We start from the raw sequence: 17,555 nt of genomic DNA, 5'->3' as shown, positions 1-17,555 counted from the left end.
GACCAAAGCGTCGGCCTGGGTGCAGAACGGTCAGTCCCGCCCCTCGAACTCCGCCATCTCGTCGCGGGTCAGCAGATCGTCGCGGATGTTCTGCTCGCGGTATGCCAATTGGCCGACGCGATTGGCGATCACGGGAGCGGTGATGAGGGTGAACAGTCCGGTCAGGATCACCATGCCGACGTCGGCGTGGCCGCGCAGCCGGATCGCGGCACCCGCCAACACCAGCAGCAGGCCGAGCACCTGGGGCTTGGTCGCGGCGTGCATGCGCGAAAGGGTGTCGGGGAACCGGACGATACCGATCGCGGCGGTGAGCGCGAGCGTCGAGCCGCTGAGAATCAGGATCGCGGTGATGATGTCGAGAACGTTCACAGCAGCCTCCGTTTCGGCCGCGGATTGTCGGTGTCCGGCACGCGGAAACGGGCCACGCTGACCGAACCGACGAAGCTGATCAAGGCCAGTGCGGTCAGGCTGTAGGTGACCGTGGTGTCCAGGCTGAACGCGGCCCATGTGCCGATCGCACACAACGTGACCGCGACGAGGGTGTCGAGGGCGACCAGTCGGTCGAGCGTGCTCGGGCCGGCCAACAACCGGAACATCGTGACGGCCGCGGCCGCGGTGAGCATGATCCCCGCGATGATCCATACCCAGCTCATGAGGCGTCGACCTCCTTGTCGGACGATGGCTGCCAATCGGATTCGCGTTCGAACGCCGCGACGAGCAGCCGCTGGAATTGATCGACCTGGCGGTAGAACCGGTTCACCGAGCGTTCGGAACCGACATCGAGAACGTGGACGTACAGCATCCGCCTGGACTGGTCGATCTCCAGGACGATGTTGCCCGGCGTCAGATTCATGATGTTGACCGCAAGCGCCAGCACCAGATCCGACTTGAGCGGCATGTGCGCGCGCAGCACCGCGGTGAGCGGCGGCGGGCCCGGCCGCACCGCCAACCACGCCACCTGAATCGACGACAGCACCAGGTAATAACCGACCAAGGCGACCAGTTTGGCCAGCGACAGCGGATGCAGCTTGCCTTCCACCGGCACCGCGGGCAGCGGCAGCAACACCGTGATCAACAGCGCGACGGCCAGCCCGCTGATCAGATTCGCTGCAGAGACGTTGCCCCACAACAACGTCCACACCATGATCAGGAAGCACAGCACCCAGGCGCGCAGCACGAGTCTTCTCATCGAGACTCTCCCAACACCGCCGTGACGTACTGCCCGCGATCGATCACCTCGGCGGCCGAGCGCTCGCTGTAGGCGAAGATCGGGCCTGCCGCCACCGTCAGCACGAGCCCGACCGCGATCAGGGCGCCGGTGGGCACCAGCATGCCGACGGGCATGCGTCCCACGTTGTCGCGGTCGGCGAATTCGATGTCCTCGGAGTCGTCGAGCAGCACCGCGGGCGCCGCCGCGGCCAGATGTCCTTCCGGAGCGTCGGCCCGGGCCCGCCAGAACGCCTTCGTCCAGACCCGGGCCACCACGTACAGCGTCAACAAGCTCGTGACGACGCCGCCTGCCACCAACGTCCAGGCCAATGCCGAGCCGTTCTCGGCACCGGCCTCCAGCAGCGCGACCTTGCCGATGAATCCCGAGAACGGGGGAATCCCACCGAGATTGAGGGCCGGAACCACGAACACGAATGCCAGGACCGGGCTGGCCGCGGCGAGCCCGCCCAGCCGCTGCAGCGTCGACGCACCCGCCTGGCGTTCGATCAGCCCGACCACAAGGAACAGTGTCGTCTGCACCACGATGTGGTGCGCGACGTAGTAGATTGCGCCCGACATCCCGAGCTCATTGGCCAGCGCGATGCCGAACACCATGTAGCCGATGTGGCTGACGAGCGTGAACGACAACAGTCGCTTGATATCACTTTGCGCGATGGCGCCGAGGATGCCGATCACCATCGTCAGCAGCCCGGCCACCAGCAGGACAGCGTCGAGCCCGCCGCCGGGGAACAGCAGCGAATGGGCGCGGATGATCGCGTACACACCGACTTTCGTCAGCAGACCGGCGAACACCGCGGTGACGGGGGCAGGCGCGGTGGGGTAGGAGTCGGGCAGCCACGTCGACAGCGGGAACACGGCGGCCTTGATGCCGAATGCCACGAGCAGCACCGCGAACAACGCCGAACGCGTGCCCTCGGGCACATCGTCGAGACGCACGGCGAGCTCGGCCATGTTCAACGTGCCGGTGGCCGCATAGACCAGTGCGATGCCGATCAGGAAGATCAGCGACGACACCATCGACACCATCACGTAGGCGATGCCGGCCCGCACGCGTTCCTCGCTGGCCCCGATCGTCAACAGGACGAAGCTCGCGGCGAGCAGCACCTCGAACCCCACGAAGAGGTTGAACAGGTCACCGGCGAGGAACGCCGTGCACACGCCCGCGGAGAGCACGAGGTAGGTGGGCAGGAAGATCGACACGGGCTGGCGTTCGTCTCCGTCGCGGATACCCTGGCCGATCGCGTAGACGACCACGGCCAGCAGCACGATCGACGACACCACCAGCATCAGTGCGGTGAGGCGGTCGACGACGAGGGTGATGCCGAGCGGACCCATGCCAGGAACGCTCTGACTCCAGCCGCCGACATGCAGCGCCAGGGTCCCGTCGCGGTCGGCGAGGTACAGCAGCGCCGCGCACACGCCGACCACCGCCGTCAGCGCCACCTGAGTGATGATGCGCTGCAGGTGCGGCCGCCGCCCGGCGACGAGCGTGATCGCGGCGGCGATCGCGGGGATCAGCACCGGCAGCGGAATGAGCGTCTGTGCGGTCACTTCGAGCCCTCGAATCCGGGCAGCGCGTCGAGTTCGTCCGGCGCGTCGGTGTCGCGGCTCGCGTCGGGCAGCGGAATGACGTCCTCCTCGGCAGCCGACAGCTGCGAAACTCGGGTGTCCTCGGGGTCGTTGGTGACCTCCTCGGCGGTGGTCAACCGGTAGGACCGGTACGCGAGCGCGAGCACGAACGCCGCGATGCCCATGCTGATGACGATCGCGGTGAGGATCATGCCCTGGGCCAGCGGATCGGCGGTGGTGGTGGCGCCGTTGCTGCCGCGGTCACGGATCGGCGGATTGCCGCCAGGGCCGCCGGCCGTCAGGATCAGCAGATTCACCGCGTTGCCGATCAACAACAGCCCCAACAGCATTCGCGTGAGGTTGCGTTCGAGCAACAGATACACCCCGGCGCTGGTGAGGCCGCCGATGAGGATCAGGGGAACCAGAAACGTCGTCATCGTGCCACCGCCTTCGCCGGTGCGGGCGTCTCCGCCAGGTCCAAGTCCACCCGCGCGCCGAGGCTGCGCAGCACGTCGAGTACGAGCCCGACCACGATCAGATAGACCCCGAGGTCGAAGAACAGGGCGGTCACGAACTTGACCGAACCCAGCACCGGCAGTTCGAACTGCACCAGCGCCGACGACAGGGCAGGCGCGCCGACCAGCAGTGAGGCGACCGCGGTTCCGGCCGACAACGCGAGCCCGGTCCCGAGGATCTTGCCGGCGTCCAGCGGCAGCGTCTCACCCAGCTCGTAGCGGCCACCGGCCAGGTAGCGCAGCACGAGTGCCAGGCCCGCGGTGAGGCCGCCGGCGAAGCCGCCGCCCGGGGTGTTGTGCCCGGCGAAGAAGAAGTACGCCGACAGCACCATGATGAGCGGGAAGATGACGCGCGTCGCGACCTCCAGCACAAGTGAGCGGTGCCGCGGGTCGCGCAGCTCGCTGCCGCGCAGCCACGTGACGTCACCGACCGCGGGGCTGTACGCGCCGACCGGGCCGATGTCGGGCTGGCCGACGGCCGTGCTGACGCGCGGTGCCGAGCCGAACCTGCGGTGCCGGAACACAAGTGAGGCGACGCCGGTCGCCGCGACGAGCAGCACCATGACCTCGCCCATGGTGTCCCAGGCGCGGATGTCGACCAGCAGCACGTTGACGGTGTTGGCGCCGTGCCCGCGGTAATAGGCGGCGTCCGGCAGCAATTCGGCGATGCCCGCCCCGGTGCGCGCGGCCATCGCGTACACCGCGAGCGATGTGACGGCCGCACCGACGGCAAGCGCCAGCAACGCGCGCGGGAGGCGGTTCTTGTTGATCTTGGTCGCGTCGGCCTCGGCGGGCAGCGTCCGCAGCACCAGGACGAAAATCACCAAAACCAGTGTCTCGACGAGGAATTGGGTCAACGCCAGGTCCGGTGCGCCGTGGAAGGCGAAGATCGCGCCGCAGCCGTAGCCGGTGACCCCGACCAGCAGCACCGCGGCCAGGCGGTTGCGCATCACCGCGGCACCCAGCGCCGCGGCCAGCATGAGTAAGCCGACCACCACCTGCAGCGGCGAATCCCACAGCGCGAAGTCGGGATGGTTGCGGGCACCGCCGAGCACGAGCGTCACGACGGGCAGGAAGACCAGGGTCAGCAGGATCACCGACTGCGTCTGCGGTAGCGAGCCGCGCTGTGTCTGCGCGGTGAGCCGCACCGACACGACGTCGAGGCCGCGGATCACGGCGTCGTAGATGCGGTCGGCGTTGCCCAGCGGCTGGTAGGCCCAGCGGGTGCGGGGAAGCCGGCGCCGGCCCACGAACAGCGCGGTGCCGACCGCGAGCACCACAACCGACAGCAGCAACGGCAGACCGAAACCGTGCCACAACGCCAGGTGGTAGCCCGATCCGCCCGGGACGGTGTCGGCGTATTCGTCGAGCACTGCGTCCAATCCGGCCGGCCACAGCCCGAACAGCAGGCCGGCCGCCGACAGGACGGCCGGTGGGGCCAGGAAAGTGATTGGGGGCCGGTGCATCTCGGCGACGCGAACGCTCGGCTTCGGTGATCCTTTGCCGGCGAACGCACCCCAGAGGAACCGCAGGCTGTACACCGTGGTGAAGACCGAGCCGAGCACGATGCCGGTGAGCACGTACGGCGCGGCCGTGCCGAGCGCCGCGCTGTGCAGCACCGTCTCCAGATCGGCTTCCTTGGCGACGAAGCCGAAGAACGGCGGGAGCGCGGCCATGCTGGCGGTGGCGCCGCACGCGATGATCAGCAGTGGGCGGTTCTGCCTGCCCAGACCGGCCAGCCTGCGGATGTCGCGCGTGCCGGTGGCGTGGTCGATGACGCCGACGACCATGAACAGCGAGGCTTTGAACATCGCGTGCGCGCACAGCATGGCCAGGCCGGCCAGCATCATGTCCGAGCCGCCCGCGCCGACCATCACCGTGATCAGGCCCAACTGGCTGACCGTGCCGAACGCCAGGATCAGCTTCAAGTCGTATTCGCGGACCGCGCGCCAGCCGGCCAGCAACATGGTGAGCAGGCCGAGCCCGATCACCATCGGCCGCCAGAGCGGGGTGTCGGCAAACCCGGGCGTCATGCGGGCCACCAGGTACACACCGGCCTTCACCATGGCGGCGGCGTGCAGGTAGGCGCTGACCGGGGTCGGTGCGGCCATCGCGCCGGGCAGCCAGAAGTGCATCGGCACGATCGCCGATTTCGACAGTGCGCCGATCAGGATGAGCGCGATGCCGATGGACGCCGCGACGCCGGTGGGCGGTGCCGCGATGAGTTCCGACAGCAGGTAGGTGCCGGCGAGGTTGCCGAGCACGATGATGCCGACCAGCATGGCCAGCCCGCCGAACGTCGTGACGAGCAGGGCCTGGGTGGCCGCACGGCGGCTCGTTGCGCGTTCGGCGTAGTGGCCGACCAGCAGGAACGACAGCACGGTCGTGGTTTCCCAGAACACGTACAGCACGAGCATGTTGTCGCTGATCACCAGGCCGAACATCGCCCCGGAGAACGCGACGAGCTCGGCGGCGAAGCTGGGCAGGCGTTTCTCGACTTTCCCGCCGTGGTGGTGGAAGTACTCGGCGCAGTAGAACAACACGAGTGCCCCGATGGCGAGCACCAGCACGCTCATGATGGCGGCGAGCGAGTCGAAGCGCAGCGTGATGTCCATCGACAGCTCGGGCACCCACGGCAGGTGCAGCGTCGGGACCCGGTCGTGGCTCGGCCAGTTCAGACCGACCCACACGAGCGAGCCGAGCGGCACGAGCGCAAGCGGATAGAACGCCAGCCGACCCCATTTGGCCACGAGAAGCGGCGCCACCGCGGTGGCGACCGCGTGGGCGAGAAGGACGGCGAGCATGGCACTCCGATCGGGTTGGGGTCGGGGTGTCGGCTACCGATGAGCGCTTGCGCGAAGAGCATCGGCATGAGTGGCTAATGACTTTTGTCCATTCTACGTGCGCAGTTGTGGCTAGCATCAGCGTGCAGAGCCGTCGCGCGGCGAAGGGGTGAATTCTCTTGGCAATTAACGAGGTTCTTGTGGTCGGGGCCGGGCCCACCGGTTTGATGCTGGCGTGCGAGCTCGCGCTGGGCGGCGCGAAGGTGACGGTGCTGGAGGAACGCACGTCGGCGCCCAACATCACGCGGGCTTTCGCCGTGCACGCGCGGACCCTCGAACTCCTCGACGGGCGCGGGCTGGCCGACGAACTGCTCAGCCGCGGGCTCCCGGTACGCGAGGTCGCCCCGCCGGGTGGGGCGACGCTGAACCTGAGCGAGTTGCCGACGCGGTTCGGGATGGTGCTGATCGTTCCGCAGAGCGGTACCGAGCATCTGCTGGAGGAGCGCGCCATCGAACTCGGCGTCGAGGTGCGGCGCGGGGCGGAAGTGGTGGGCCTGCGCCAGGACGCCGACTCGGTGACGGTCGACCTGGCCGGCGGGCAGAGCCTCGACGCCGCGTACGTGGTGGGTTGCGACGGCGCCCACAGCAAAGTGCGGCAGGCGGTGGGGATCGACTTCGTTGGCAAACAGTATGAGACGCACATCCTGCTCGCCGACGTCCGGTTGTCGTCCCCGCCGGAGGAGACGTTGTTCGCCCGCACCGACACGGAAGGTGTCGTGCTGTTCGTCCCGTTCGGCGACGGCTGGTTCCGTGCCATCGCGTGGGACCGGCTGCGCGAGCAGGCGCCGTTGAGCGAACCGGTGACGCTCGACGAGATACGCGATGCGTTTCAGCGCATCGCAGGCCAGGACTTCGGCATGAGCGAGATGCGATGGAGCTCGCGGTTCCTCAGCGAACGAAAGCAGGCTCGCCACTATCGATCGGGCCGGGTGTTTTTGGCCGGCGATGCGGCGCACGTGCACTCCCCGCTCGGCGGGCAGGGCATGAACACCGGGCTCGGCGACGCTATCAACCTGGGCTGGAAACTCGCGGCAGCGGTACGCGGGCAGGCGCCGCCGTGGCTGCTCGACAGTTACGAACGCGAGCGTCATCCGGTCGGGGCTGCAGTGTTGCGGCTCACCGATGCGTTCAATCAGGTGGTCTTGAGCTCGGCGGCCACGCGTCGGCTGCGGGTGCTGGTGCTCGGCACGGTGTTGCGCATCCCGCGGACGCGACACTTGCTGGCCGAGCGGCTCAGCGGTATCGGCATCGCGTACCCGCGGTCGAAGGACGAGGACTGGCTGGTGGGTCGCCGCATGGCCGACGTGGACTGTGGTGGCACGCGGCTCTACGAATTGCTGCGGGCGGGCAAGTTCGTGCTCGTCACCGCGGAGCCCGTCGATATCGGCGATGACGACGTCATCCACGCGATCGACAACCGGCCCGAACTGCCCGACGCGGTGCTGGTGCGGCCGGACGGCTATGTGGCGTGGGCCAGTGAACGGTTGCCGCACGTCGATGAGGTCCGTGCGGCGATCGCGCATTGGACTCAGAAGTAGCGCAGCCACACGTACCCCCACGCCAAGGCCGTGCTGAGCAGCGTCACGACGATGCCGTAGCGGGTGAACCGCCAGAAGCTGATCGGGTGGCCGGCGCGTTTCGCGATGCCGATGGCCACGACGTTCGCGCTCGCCGCGATCGCGGTCCCGTTTCCGGAGAAGCAGGCCCCCAATGCGAACGCCCACCACAGGGCCTGGCCGGTTCCGGCGTCGGGAGCCTGCGCGACCATCCCTTCCACCACGGGCGTCATCGTCGCGGTGTAGGGGATGTTGTCGACGAACGCGCCGAACACCGCCGAACCGAACAACAGTGCCGTCGCCGCGCCGAACCAGTTGTCCCCGAACCCGGACTCCGCGACCGAGCCCAGCGCACCGATCACGCCCGTATGCACAAGCCCGGCGACCATCACGAACAGACCCATGAAGAACACCAACGTCGGCCACTCGACCTCGGGCAGGATCTCGGCGACGTCGACATCGGTGACCAGCAGCATCGCGCCCGCACCCAGCAACGCCACGATCGACGGCGCCACATGCAGCACCGAATGCAGCGCGAACCCGATGATCACGACGTTGAGCACCACCAGGGACCGGACCAGCAGGCGGGTGTCCTTGATCGCCCGGCGCTCCTGCAGTGCCATCACGTCATCGATGTGGACGTCGTCGCCGCGCAGATCCTTGCGGAACAGCACCCGGGTGAACACCACGAACAACGCGAAGATGATGACGACCGCGGGGGCCATGTGGACGAGGAAGTCGTTGAAGGTCAGGCCCGCGCGGCTACCGATGATGATGTTGGGCGGATCACCGATGAGCGTGGCCGCGCCGCCGATGTTGGAGGCCAGCACCTCGGCGATCAGGTAGGGCTGCGGCGCGATCCGCAGCCGGTCGCAGATCACGAGCGTGACCGGCGCGATAAGCAGGATGATGGTGACGTTGTCGAGCACCGGCGAGGCGATCGCGGTGATCAGCATCAGCATGACCATGAGCCGGAACGGTTTGCCGCGCGAGCGTTTGGCCGCCCAGATGGCGAGAAAGTCGAACAGTCCGGTCTGTTTGATGACGCCGACGATGACCATCATCCCGAGCAGCAGGAAGATGACGTTCCAGTCGATGCCCTCGTGTTCGGAGTAGAACACCTTTTCGCCGGGAATGAGGCCGAGCAACGCCATCAGGCCGGCGGCGATGAGGACGGTTTTGACCTTGTCGGCCCGCTCGGTCGCGATGAACCAGAAGGCGACGACGAAGATCGTCAGCGCCAGTACCGGTGCGAGCACGGGCGGAGGCGATCAGTCGCTGGGGCCGGCCACCGCGAGACTGGTGAGCAGTCGTTCCAGCGTGACGGCTCCGGTGAGCCGGCCACTGCGGTCGACGACTGCGATGAGCGGGCTGCGTTTGTTGGCCATCACCGTCGCGACCTCCAGCAGCGTCGCGTCGGGAGCCACGGTCGCCGGTTTGGCGACCGGGGTGGGCAGGCAGTCACCGACGGTGAGCTTGCCGGGCCCGTGCCAGAAGAGGTCGGCGTGGATCTCGTCCACCGTGCGAACCAATGCCGGGTCGTCTCGGTAGGACTCGGGAATCGTCAGCCGGAGCACCTGCGTTCCCGGCAGCACCGCGACGGGCCGGTCGTCGTCGTCGACCACGACCAGACCGGGCAACCGGTTGACGACCATCAACTGCACGGCTTTGGACACGGGGTCGTCGATACGCACGGTCGGCGGGTGGACGGCGATCTCGTGAGCTTGCATGTCCTGGTTCCCTTGGGCAGGGGCGGTGATTGTCATCGTCCTCGTTCTCCGATCAGTTCGGGACGGCTGTGCAGAATCTCGGCAGCGCGCCGGTCGATGCGCATCGCGGCTACCTCCAAAACAGGTGCAGCCAGTGTGTGAGCCAGACAGGTCAGGGACCATCGGGGCTGACACCCATTCCGCGGGGGCTGTTGCCTGTATGGACAAACGCTGTCGTCGCAGGCCACGCTGGTGTGGTGAAACCGGCGCGCACCCCGGCGGCCGCGCTGTTCCGGCGGGTGTTCCTGATCAACGGCCTGATTTTCACGCTGGGCACATTGATCTTGGCGCTCTCACCGGCGAGCGTGAGTTCACGGATAAAACTCACCGAAATCCCAGTTTTGGTCGTGGGTTTGGCGATTATCTTGACGGCGAACGCGTTGCTTCTGCGATCGAGTCTTGCCCCACTGGATCGGCTCGCCGCTTCCATGCGGCGAGTCGATCCGCCCAAGCGCAGCGACCGGGTCGACGACCGCGGCACGGGCGACCTGCACCACCTCATCGCGTCGTTCAACACCATGCTGGACCGGCTCGAGACCGAGCGCACCACCGCGAGCGCGTCGGCACTGGCCGCGCAGGAGAACGAACGCCAGCGCATCGCGCGGGAACTGCACGACGAGATCGGCCAGACGTTGACCGTCGCATTGCTGACCCTCAAGCGTGCCGTCGACCGGGCGCCGGAGTCGATCCGCGGCGAGTTGGCCGACGCCCAGGAAATCGTGCGTGCGAGCCTCGACGAGGTGCGCGGCATCGCCCGCCGGTTGCGGCCCGATGCTCTGGAGGATCTCGGCCTGCACAGTGCGCTCAACGCGCTCTGCACCGACTTCGCGCAAGCCTCCGGCATCGCCGTGGTGAAACACATTGCACCGCAACTAGATCGGCTGAAGCCGGATATCGAGTTGGTGTGCTACCGGATCGCGCAGGAGAGCCTGACGAACGTCGCACGGCACGCCGGTGCCCGCAAGGTGTGGTTGGACCTGCACACGTCGGCGAACGAACTCACGCTGCGGATCGCCGACGACGGTCGTGGCGGCGTCGCGGTGGAAGGGGCAGGCATCAACGGCATGCGGGAACGGGCGCTGCTCGTGAACGCCGAGCTCGCGATCACCTCACCCGAGGGCGGCGGCACCGAGGTGCGCCTCGTGATCCCGCTGCGGGGTGGCTGAATGTCGGCAAAGATCCTGCTCGCGGATGACCACGCGCTCGTGCGCGCCGGGCTGCGGATGATCATCGACGCCGAACCCGATCTGCACGTCGTCGCCGAGGCGGCCGACGGGTATGAGGCATTGTCGGCGCTGGACCGGACGCCCGCAGACCTGGCGATCCTCGACATCGCGATGCCGAGGATGACCGGTCTGCAGGCCGCACGTGAGATCAACCGGTCGCATCCGCACGTGCGCATCCTCATCCTGTCGATGTACGACAACGAGCAGTACTTCTTCGAGGCACTCAAAGCGGGCGCCTCGGGTTACGTGTTGAAATCAGTGGCGGACCGGGACCTGCTGGAGGCGTGCCGGGCGACGCTGCGCGGTGAACCGTTCCTGTATGCGGGCGCCATCACGGCGCTGATCCGCGACTACCTGCACCGGGCGCGGCAGGGCGGGGAGATGCCCGACAACATCCTGACGCCACGCGAGGAAGAGGTGCTCAAGCTCATCGCCGAGGGTTATTCGACGCGCGAGATCGCCGCGACGCTGACCATCAGCGCGAAAACCGTCGACCGGCACCGCACCAACATCCTGTCGAAGTTGGGTCTGCGGGACCGATTGGCGTTGACCCGCTACGCGATTCGGGCGGGTTTGATCGAGCCGTGAGTCCAGATCGGAATGGCATGGGAGGCAACACCGATGCCCCAGCCCATGATCGGCCAGACCGGCCAGAAGTACCAGCCGCCACCGCCGAGGCCGACGGCGAGCCAGATGCCGATCATCAGCACCGAGACCGCGAGATAGATGCCGGCGTGGATGCGGACGCTCAGGCGCGCGGCTCGGAGTTGGGCTTCGCGGCGGCGCGGGTCGTTGCGGCGCAATTGCGCGACGGGCAGATCGGCCAGGAGCTGCTGTAGTTCGCCGCTGGTCTGAGCGTGGAAGGCGGCGTCCAGTCGGACCTCGTACTCGGCCATCGTCAGGTACCCCTGCGTGAGCGCTTGACCCAGTGCGTTGGCGGTCTTCTCACGTTCGGGATCGCCGACGCGAGTGGTCTCAACGGTGGCAGGCATCTCGACTCCCTTTAACTAGGCAGTGACAAGTTCACTATCGCACCCGAACTTGTCACCGTCAAGATCCGATTGTCGCGGCCTCGTGTTCCGCGAGTTCACGCAGCGTGAGCAGCTGTTTGCGCATCATCACCAGATCGCCGACGGCAAGTGCCCAGCCGATCGGTCGGGGACCGTCGAACAGCACGCGAACGTGCAGGCGGCTTCCGGCGTCGACCGCGCGCACCGCATATGTGACGGCGACCCGGCCTGCTCGCAGGGTGATGTGCTGATCGACGGCGAACGTGTGCAGCTCGAATGTGCCCATGAACCGCTGGCCGGCCGCGAGTCGGGTCAGTTCCGGATCGCGTGTGCGCGGACTGCGCCGACCGAAGTTGTCGAGCAGGTCGTAGCTGTAGGGCGCGGCCCTTAGTTGGCACAGCCAGGCGAACACGATGGATGTAGGTGCGTGAACGGTGATCGCCCGGTCCGCGCGGGTGCGCGCGGTGGGGGCGAGCGCGTCGCACGGCAGGGGGGCGGCCCGCTCGTCCGCTGTCGCGCCCCAGTTCATGATCACGCCATCACCTCCGGACGTGGACGCAGCTGTCCCGCAATGCGTTTGAGTGTCCAGTGCACCGCCACACGATGGCCGCCCGAGCTGATCACCAGCGCGCGGTAGACCTTGCCGTGCAAACCCGGGAATGCCGCCCAGGTCTGCGAGCGCACGCGGGTGCGGTGCGGGCCGAGGGCGTCGAGTTCGAACACCCACTTGTAGACCGAGAACGGATGGCGCCCCCTCAGTGCGAGACGCTCGCGCGGGCGGCATTCGCCGATCGCGAAGCCGTACGGGGGACGGGGATCGGCCGGGTCATCGCACAACGTGCGGAGGACGGCGGCCCATGTCGTGGCGACGTCGGCCTCGACGGTTATGGCATGCTCATCGATATAGGGTAAACGCTCCATATAGAAGGACCGTACTAGATCGTGGCACCTCCGCGGAAGCATGAAACCGATGTGATCCTCGACGCGGCGCGCGCGCTGGTACTCGCCGACGGCCCGCGCGCCGCGAGCGTCGCGGCGATCGCCAAGGTCAGCGGCGCCCCGGCGGGGACGCTGTACCACCGATTCGGCAATCGCAACGGAATCCTGACGGCCGCCTGGCTGCGGTCGCTCGAGCGGTTCCAGTCGCGGGCCATGGCAGGCGCATCGGAGCCTGCGCTGGAATCGGCGGTGTCTATGGCGGTCGCCGCCGTGCGGTTCGCCCGCGACGTGCCCGACGATGCGCGGCTGCTGCTCACCATCCGGCCCGCCGATCTGCTCGACGGCGAACCCGACGCCGACTTCCAGGCCAGGCTCGCGGCGATGAACGCGCCACTCATCGAGCGGTTACGCGAGCTGGCCCGGGGCATATACGGCGACGACGGGCCGCGGACCATGGACGCCATGGCGCGCGCGGTCGTCGACCTGCCGTATGCCGTCGTACGCAGGCACGCTCACGACGCCGAACTGCCGGCCTGGTTGGAAGAGGATCTGGCCGACGCGGTCCGTAAGCTCTTGAGCGTGAACACAATCGTCACCGCAAGCCGTGAGATCGCCGCCCCCGCCGGCGCCATCTTCGAGTTGATCGCCGATCCGGCGCAGCAGCCGCGCTGGGACGGCAACGACAACCTGGCCGATGCGCCGGCCGGGCAGCGCGTACATGCGGTCGGTGACGTCTTCACCATGAACATCACGCAGGGCAGCGCGAGAGAGAACCATGTCGTGGAATTCGAGGAGGGCCGCCGGATCGCCTGGCGCCCATCCGAACCGGGCGCTGAGCCGCCGGGGCATCTGTGGCGGTGGGAGCTCGCGCCGCTCGACGCCGGGCGCACCTTGGTCACCCACACCTACGACTGGTCGCAGCTGACCGATGAGAAGCGCCTGGTGCGGGCTCGCGCCACCACGGCTGAGAAATTGCAGAGCTCGATCGACCGGCTGGCCGCGATAGCAGAGGGACGTTGACTGTCGCGCGGGTGAAAACCGCGTCGAAGCCGACGAAATGGTCGATTCACCAACGATTTCTCGACCCATTCGTCGGTTTGGGCGGAAGAACCTAGCGCCCGGCCGCGAACTCCCGCAGTGAATCCACCTGTACGGGATCCAGCGACGGGCGGACGGTTTCGCGGGCCTTCGCGACATCGGCCGCGGTGACGTCGGCCGCGTCGATCGAGCGGCGCATGGCCGTCAAGGCCGCTTCGCGCAACAGTGCCACGCAATCGGCGGCGCTGTAGCCGTCCAATTCGCCGGCCAAGCTGTCGAGGTCGACGTCGTCGGCCAGGGGTATGGATTTGCCTGCCGTGCGCAGGATCTCGCGACGAGCCTCGGCGTCGGGCGGTTCGACGAACACCAGGCGTTCCAGCCGGCCGGGCCGCAGCAGTGCCGGATCGATGAGGTCGGGCCGGTTGGTGGCGCCGAGGACGACGACGTCGCGCAGCGGTTCGATGCCGTCGAGCTCGGTCAGCAGCGCGGCCACCACGCGATCGGTCGCCCCGGAGTCGAAACTCTGCCCGCGCCGGGGCGCCAGCGCGTCGATCTCGTCGAGGAACACCAGCGACGGCGCCGAATCCCGGGCCCGCCCAAACAGTTCACGGACGGCCTTCTCCGACGAGCCGACCCATTTGTCCATCAGCTCAGCGCCTTTGACCGCATGCACCGAGAGCCGGCCCGAACTGGCCAAGGCCCGCACCACAAAGGTCTTGCCGCAGCCGGGCGGGCCGTACAACAGCACGCCGCGGGGCGGCTGTATGCCCAGCCGGGCGAACGTGTCGGGGTGCTGCAGCGGCCAGAGCACGGCCTCGGTGAGCGCCTGCTTGGTCTCCACCATGTCACCGACATCGTCGAGCGTCACCGAACCGACCGAGACCTCTTCGGACGCCGAACGCGACAGCGGCCGGATGACTGTGAGGGCTCCGGTCAGATCCTCCTGACGCAGCACCGGCTCGGCACCGTCGGCGCTGGCCCGCGCGGCGGCCCGAAGCGCGCCTTCGCGAACCACCGCACACAGGTCGGCCACCACGAATCCGGGTGTGCGGTCGGCGATTTCGTCGAGATTCAGATCGGTGGTCGGAACGTCGCGCAGCAGCACCTCCAGCAGCGCCTTGCGCGTCGCGCCGTCGGGCAGGCTCAACCCGAGTTCGCGGTCGCACAGGTCGGGGTTGCGCAGCCGGGGGTCGACCCCCTCCGGCACCGCGGAGGTCGCGATGAACGCGACGCCGGGAGTCGCGACCGCATCACGCAGCTCGGCGAGGATCAGCGTCGCGACCGGATCGGGCTGGCGATCGCCGGCACCGGCAGGCAGCAACGCGTCGACATCGGTGATCAGCAGAACGCCGCCACCGTTCTTGACGGTCTGCACGGCGGCCGACACCTTGCCGAGGCGGTCCTCGACATGCAGTGCGCCGACTTCGGGGCCGTCGAGCTCGACGAGGCGGCGCGACGCGCACACCGCGCGCACCATGGTGGCCTTGCCGACTCCGGCCGGGCCGGAGACCAGGACGCCGAGACTGGCGGTCGCACCGAGGGTTCTGAGCAGTTCAGGTTCATCGAGGGAGAGCTTGAGCCATTCGGTGAGCTTGCCCGCCTGGGTGTGCATGCCCTTGAGGTCGTCGAAGCTCACGGCGGGTTCGTCGCGTGTGGCGCTGACCGTGTGCTGGGTGCCCGGCACCGGTTCGGCCGGTTCGACGCCCGAGCCCCACGACACCACCGAATTGGGTTGCACGCTCACCGGCCCGGCGGGATCGACCCCGGTCACGGTCAGCAACTCCGACGTCCACGTGATGCCCACCGACGACGCCAGTGCACTGGTCGCAGCGGAGGTCGACGTTCCCGGGCCGAGATCGCGCGGCAGCAGCGATACGGTGTCGCCGACCGTCATGACCTTGCCGAGCAGCGCCTGGCGCAGGGTGGCCGACGAGATCGAATCGGTGGCCAGTCTCGACCCCGACACGGTGACGGCGCGGGCGCCGTACACCGTCACCGGTGCGACGATCACCGTGGCGTTCTCGCGCAATCCCGCGTTGGACAACGTGACATCGTCGAGCAGGGCCGTACCGGCCGGTGTGCCGGCGGGTGCGATGCCGACGACGGCCGCGGTGGTGCGCGAGCCGGTCAGCGACACCGCGTCCCATTCCCGGATGCCCAGCGCGGCAAGGACTTCGGGGTGCAGCCGGACGACGCCACGGCGCGAGTCGAGCGCGGAGGTGTTGAGCCGTGCGGTCAGTCGCAGGTGGCTCAGGGCCACGTCGCCACCCGCGTCTTCCATCTGCGTCACGTCAGCGACCCGGCTTGCGCAGTCCAAGGCGGGCTACCGAACGCCGGTGCGGTTGCGCGCGGCGGATCGCGCGGCGCGCGGCGCGGCGCTGGCGCGGCTGCTCATCCCAGGATTCCGGATGGTTGGCCACCCAGTGCTTCGTGCGGACCGCGAACGGTATGTGGATCACGTAGGCCACGATGATCACCATGATCACGATGTAGCCGTAGAACACCGAGGCCGCGACGCCGATGGCCACCAGGACCAGCAGCGGAGCGACCATGTTCGGCGGCACCGCGAACGTATGGATCTTGCGCATCGGGATTCGGCTGACCACCAAGAGCGATACGCCGATCATCCAGAGCGAGACCGCCCATTCCGAGGTCCACCAGCCGTCGCCGAACTGCATCTTGGCCGCCAGCGGTCCGATCGCCCCGATCGCACCGGCCGGTGCCGGCATGCCGACGAAGTACTCCTTCTCGTACGCGGGCTGATCCACGTCGAGCAGCGCGTTGAATCGGGCCAACCGCAACACGATGCACACCGCGTAGAGCAGCACCACGATCCAGCCGACCCGCGATTGCGACAGCAAAGTCCCGTAGATGATGAATGCCGGTGCCACACCGAAATTCACCGCGTCGGCCAGCGAGTCGATCTCCTCGCCCATCTTGGACGTGGCCTTGAGCATGCGGGCCACGCGGCCGTCGAGCGCATCGAGGATCGCCGCGATGGCGAGGAACGCCATGGCTTCCGTCGGCCGGTCGTCGAGCGCCATCTTCACCGCGGTGAGTCCGAGGCAGATGGCGGCGACCGTCATCGCGCTCGGCAGCATCCGCACCGTGAAGGACGGGGGCCGGATCCGCGCTTTGATCATGACAACCCCGCGCTCACGCCAACTCCGCCAGCACGGTTTCGCCGGCGAGCGCCCGCTGGCCCCGCGAGACCATCAGCCGCGAACCGGCGGGCAGGTAAGTGTCGAGGCGCGAGCCGTACCGGATGAGTCCGTAGGTCTGGCCGATGTCGAGCTTGTCGCCGACGTGCGCGTCGCACACGATGCGGCGCGCGACGAGCCCGGCGATCTGCACCGCGATCACGTGCACGCCTTCCGGGGTGCGGATGACGACGCTGTTGCGCTCGTTGTCCTCGCTGGCCGCCTCCAACTCGGCCGAGTGGAACCGGCCGGGCCGATGCTGGACGGCGACCACCTCACCGCCGATCGGCGCACGCTGCACGTGCGCGTCGAGCACCGACAGGAAGATGCTGACCCGCTGCATGGGCGTGTCGGGCAGCCCCAGTTCGGCGGGCGGGACGGCGTCCTGGATGAGGCACACCAGGCCGTCGGCCGGCGCCACCACCACACCCGGGCGGGTCGGTGGCACGCGCGGCGGGTGCCGGAAGAACGCGGCGTTGGCGCCCGCGGCGAGCAGTCCCGCGCGTCGCACCCAGCGGCGGTTACGGCCGAGGGCGGCGACGGCGAGGCTCGCGCCGACGAAGGGCAGGCCCGCGGAGTGCATCGGCGGAATGCTGGAGCGCACCAGCGCCGCGAGGCGTTCTGGACCGGATTGGAGGTCGGGGCGTCTGGCCATCGGCT

18 protein-coding genes and 1 pseudogene are annotated in these 17,555 nt (G+C 68.2%); 5 read left to right on the top strand and 14 right to left on the bottom strand.

The window, feature by feature from the left end; translation table 11 throughout:
* Positions 1-30: 30 nt before the first annotated feature.
* From mnhG to AWC31_RS28785, 6 genes are read right to left on the bottom strand one after another with little or no spacing between them, the layout of a single operon-like run.
* On the bottom strand, positions 31-369 hold the full coding sequence (mnhG, locus tag AWC31_RS28810) for a monovalent cation/H(+) antiporter subunit G (RefSeq protein WP_067849394.1): 339 nt from the start codon (positions 367-369) through the stop codon (positions 31-33).
* Complete coding sequence (locus AWC31_RS28805) at positions 366-653, bottom strand: monovalent cation/H+ antiporter complex subunit F (protein ID WP_067849391.1); 288 nt, start codon at positions 651-653, stop codon at positions 366-368. The genes mnhG and AWC31_RS28805 overlap by 4 nt, the downstream gene beginning before the upstream one ends.
* Complete coding sequence (locus AWC31_RS28800) at positions 650-1,189, bottom strand: Na+/H+ antiporter subunit E (protein WP_085147707.1); 540 nt, start codon at positions 1,187-1,189, stop codon at positions 650-652. The genes AWC31_RS28805 and AWC31_RS28800 overlap by 4 nt, the downstream gene beginning before the upstream one ends.
* On the bottom strand, positions 1,186-2,781 hold the full coding sequence (locus tag AWC31_RS28795) for a Na+/H+ antiporter subunit D (RefSeq protein WP_085147705.1): 1,596 nt from the start codon (positions 2,779-2,781) through the stop codon (positions 1,186-1,188). The genes AWC31_RS28800 and AWC31_RS28795 overlap by 4 nt, the downstream gene beginning before the upstream one ends.
* Positions 2,778-3,236, bottom strand: coding sequence for a Na(+)/H(+) antiporter subunit C (locus AWC31_RS28790; protein ID WP_067849383.1), 459 nt, complete (start codon positions 3,234-3,236; stop codon positions 2,778-2,780). The genes AWC31_RS28795 and AWC31_RS28790 overlap by 4 nt, the downstream gene beginning before the upstream one ends.
* On the bottom strand, positions 3,233-6,118 hold the full coding sequence (locus AWC31_RS28785; RefSeq protein WP_085147703.1) for a Na+/H+ antiporter subunit A: 2,886 nt from the start codon (positions 6,116-6,118) through the stop codon (positions 3,233-3,235). Before AWC31_RS28785 ends, AWC31_RS28790 begins: the two co-directional genes overlap by 4 nt.
* A 158-nt stretch (positions 6,119-6,276) precedes the next feature.
* Between AWC31_RS28785 and AWC31_RS28780 the strand changes: the two genes are divergently transcribed.
* Complete coding sequence (locus AWC31_RS28780) at positions 6,277-7,695, top strand: FAD-dependent monooxygenase (RefSeq protein ID WP_110775312.1); 1,419 nt, start codon at positions 6,277-6,279, stop codon at positions 7,693-7,695.
* On the opposite strand, the gene AWC31_RS28775 is transcribed toward AWC31_RS28780, so the two are convergent.
* Both AWC31_RS28775 and AWC31_RS28770 read right to left on the bottom strand, forming a co-directional pair.
* Complete coding sequence (locus AWC31_RS28775) at positions 7,686-8,972, bottom strand: ArsB/NhaD family transporter (protein ID WP_085147701.1); 1,287 nt, start codon at positions 8,970-8,972, stop codon at positions 7,686-7,688. The genes AWC31_RS28780 and AWC31_RS28775 overlap by 10 nt on opposite strands.
* 12 nt (positions 8,973-8,984) lie before the next feature.
* The gene (locus AWC31_RS28770; RefSeq protein ID WP_234817027.1) at positions 8,985-9,479 is read right to left on the bottom strand and encodes a CBS domain-containing protein; all 495 of its coding nucleotides are present in this window, start codon (positions 9,477-9,479) and stop codon (positions 8,985-8,987) included.
* Positions 9,480-9,679: 200 nt separating this feature from the next.
* Between AWC31_RS28770 and AWC31_RS28765 the strand changes: the two genes are divergently transcribed.
* Both AWC31_RS28765 and AWC31_RS28760 read left to right on the top strand, forming a co-directional pair.
* Positions 9,680-10,648, top strand: coding sequence for a sensor histidine kinase (locus tag AWC31_RS28765; protein ID WP_085147835.1), 969 nt, complete (start codon positions 9,680-9,682; stop codon positions 10,646-10,648).
* On the top strand, positions 10,649-11,296 hold the full coding sequence (locus AWC31_RS28760; RefSeq protein WP_067849371.1) for a response regulator: 648 nt from the start codon (positions 10,649-10,651) through the stop codon (positions 11,294-11,296). It begins immediately after the preceding gene.
* Here the strand turns inward: AWC31_RS28760 and AWC31_RS28755 are convergent.
* Genes AWC31_RS28755 through AWC31_RS28745 form a run of 3 tightly spaced genes read right to left on the bottom strand, consistent with a single transcriptional unit; the run spans position 11,263 to position 12,639 of the window.
* Entirely contained in the window at positions 11,263-11,700 is a 438-nt protein-coding gene (locus tag AWC31_RS28755; protein WP_085147697.1) for a DUF1707 domain-containing protein, read from the bottom strand. The two genes, AWC31_RS28760 and AWC31_RS28755, sit on opposite strands and share 34 nt — an antisense overlap.
* A gap of 58 nt (positions 11,701-11,758) precedes the next feature.
* Entirely contained in the window at positions 11,759-12,247 is a 489-nt protein-coding gene (locus tag AWC31_RS28750; RefSeq protein WP_085147833.1) for a hypothetical protein, read from the bottom strand.
* 2 nt (positions 12,248-12,249) lie between these two features.
* Positions 12,250-12,639, bottom strand: coding sequence for a hypothetical protein (locus tag AWC31_RS28745; protein WP_085147695.1), 390 nt, complete (start codon positions 12,637-12,639; stop codon positions 12,250-12,252).
* A gap of 21 nt (positions 12,640-12,660) precedes the next feature.
* Here AWC31_RS28745 and AWC31_RS37995 point away from each other — a divergent pair.
* Positions 12,661-13,236, top strand: a pseudogene (locus AWC31_RS37995) (TetR/AcrR family transcriptional regulator); the annotation flags it as partial.
* Positions 13,231-13,677: an SRPBCC family protein gene (locus AWC31_RS37990; protein WP_234817033.1), complete on the top strand. Its 447-nt coding sequence runs from the start codon at positions 13,231-13,233 to the stop codon at positions 13,675-13,677. The pseudogene AWC31_RS37995 and the gene AWC31_RS37990, both read left to right, overlap by 6 nt.
* 91 nt (positions 13,678-13,768) lie before the next feature.
* Here AWC31_RS37990 and AWC31_RS28735 read toward each other — a convergent pair whose 3' ends face one another.
* Genes AWC31_RS28735 through AWC31_RS28725 form a run of 3 tightly spaced genes read right to left on the bottom strand, consistent with a single transcriptional unit; the run spans position 13,769 to position 17,550 of the window.
* Positions 13,769-15,976: an AAA family ATPase gene (locus AWC31_RS28735; protein WP_085147832.1), complete on the bottom strand. Its 2,208-nt coding sequence runs from the start codon at positions 15,974-15,976 to the stop codon at positions 13,769-13,771.
* A gap of 10 nt (positions 15,977-15,986) precedes the next feature.
* The gene (gene pssA / locus AWC31_RS28730; protein ID WP_085147691.1) at positions 15,987-16,838 is read right to left on the bottom strand and encodes a CDP-diacylglycerol--serine O-phosphatidyltransferase; all 852 of its coding nucleotides are present in this window, start codon (positions 16,836-16,838) and stop codon (positions 15,987-15,989) included.
* Positions 16,839-16,851: 13 nt separating this feature from the next.
* Positions 16,852-17,550: a phosphatidylserine decarboxylase gene (locus tag AWC31_RS28725; protein ID WP_067849356.1), complete on the bottom strand. Its 699-nt coding sequence runs from the start codon at positions 17,548-17,550 to the stop codon at positions 16,852-16,854.
* Positions 17,551-17,555 lie beyond the last annotated feature (5 nt).

The organism is Mycolicibacterium wolinskyi, assembly GCF_002101965.1.
In the GTDB taxonomy this organism is placed as follows: Bacteria; Actinomycetota; Actinomycetes; order Mycobacteriales; family Mycobacteriaceae; genus Mycobacterium; species Mycobacterium wolinskyi.
Note: the sequence above shows the minus strand (reverse complement) of the source record. Positions and strands in the feature narration are given on the sequence as shown.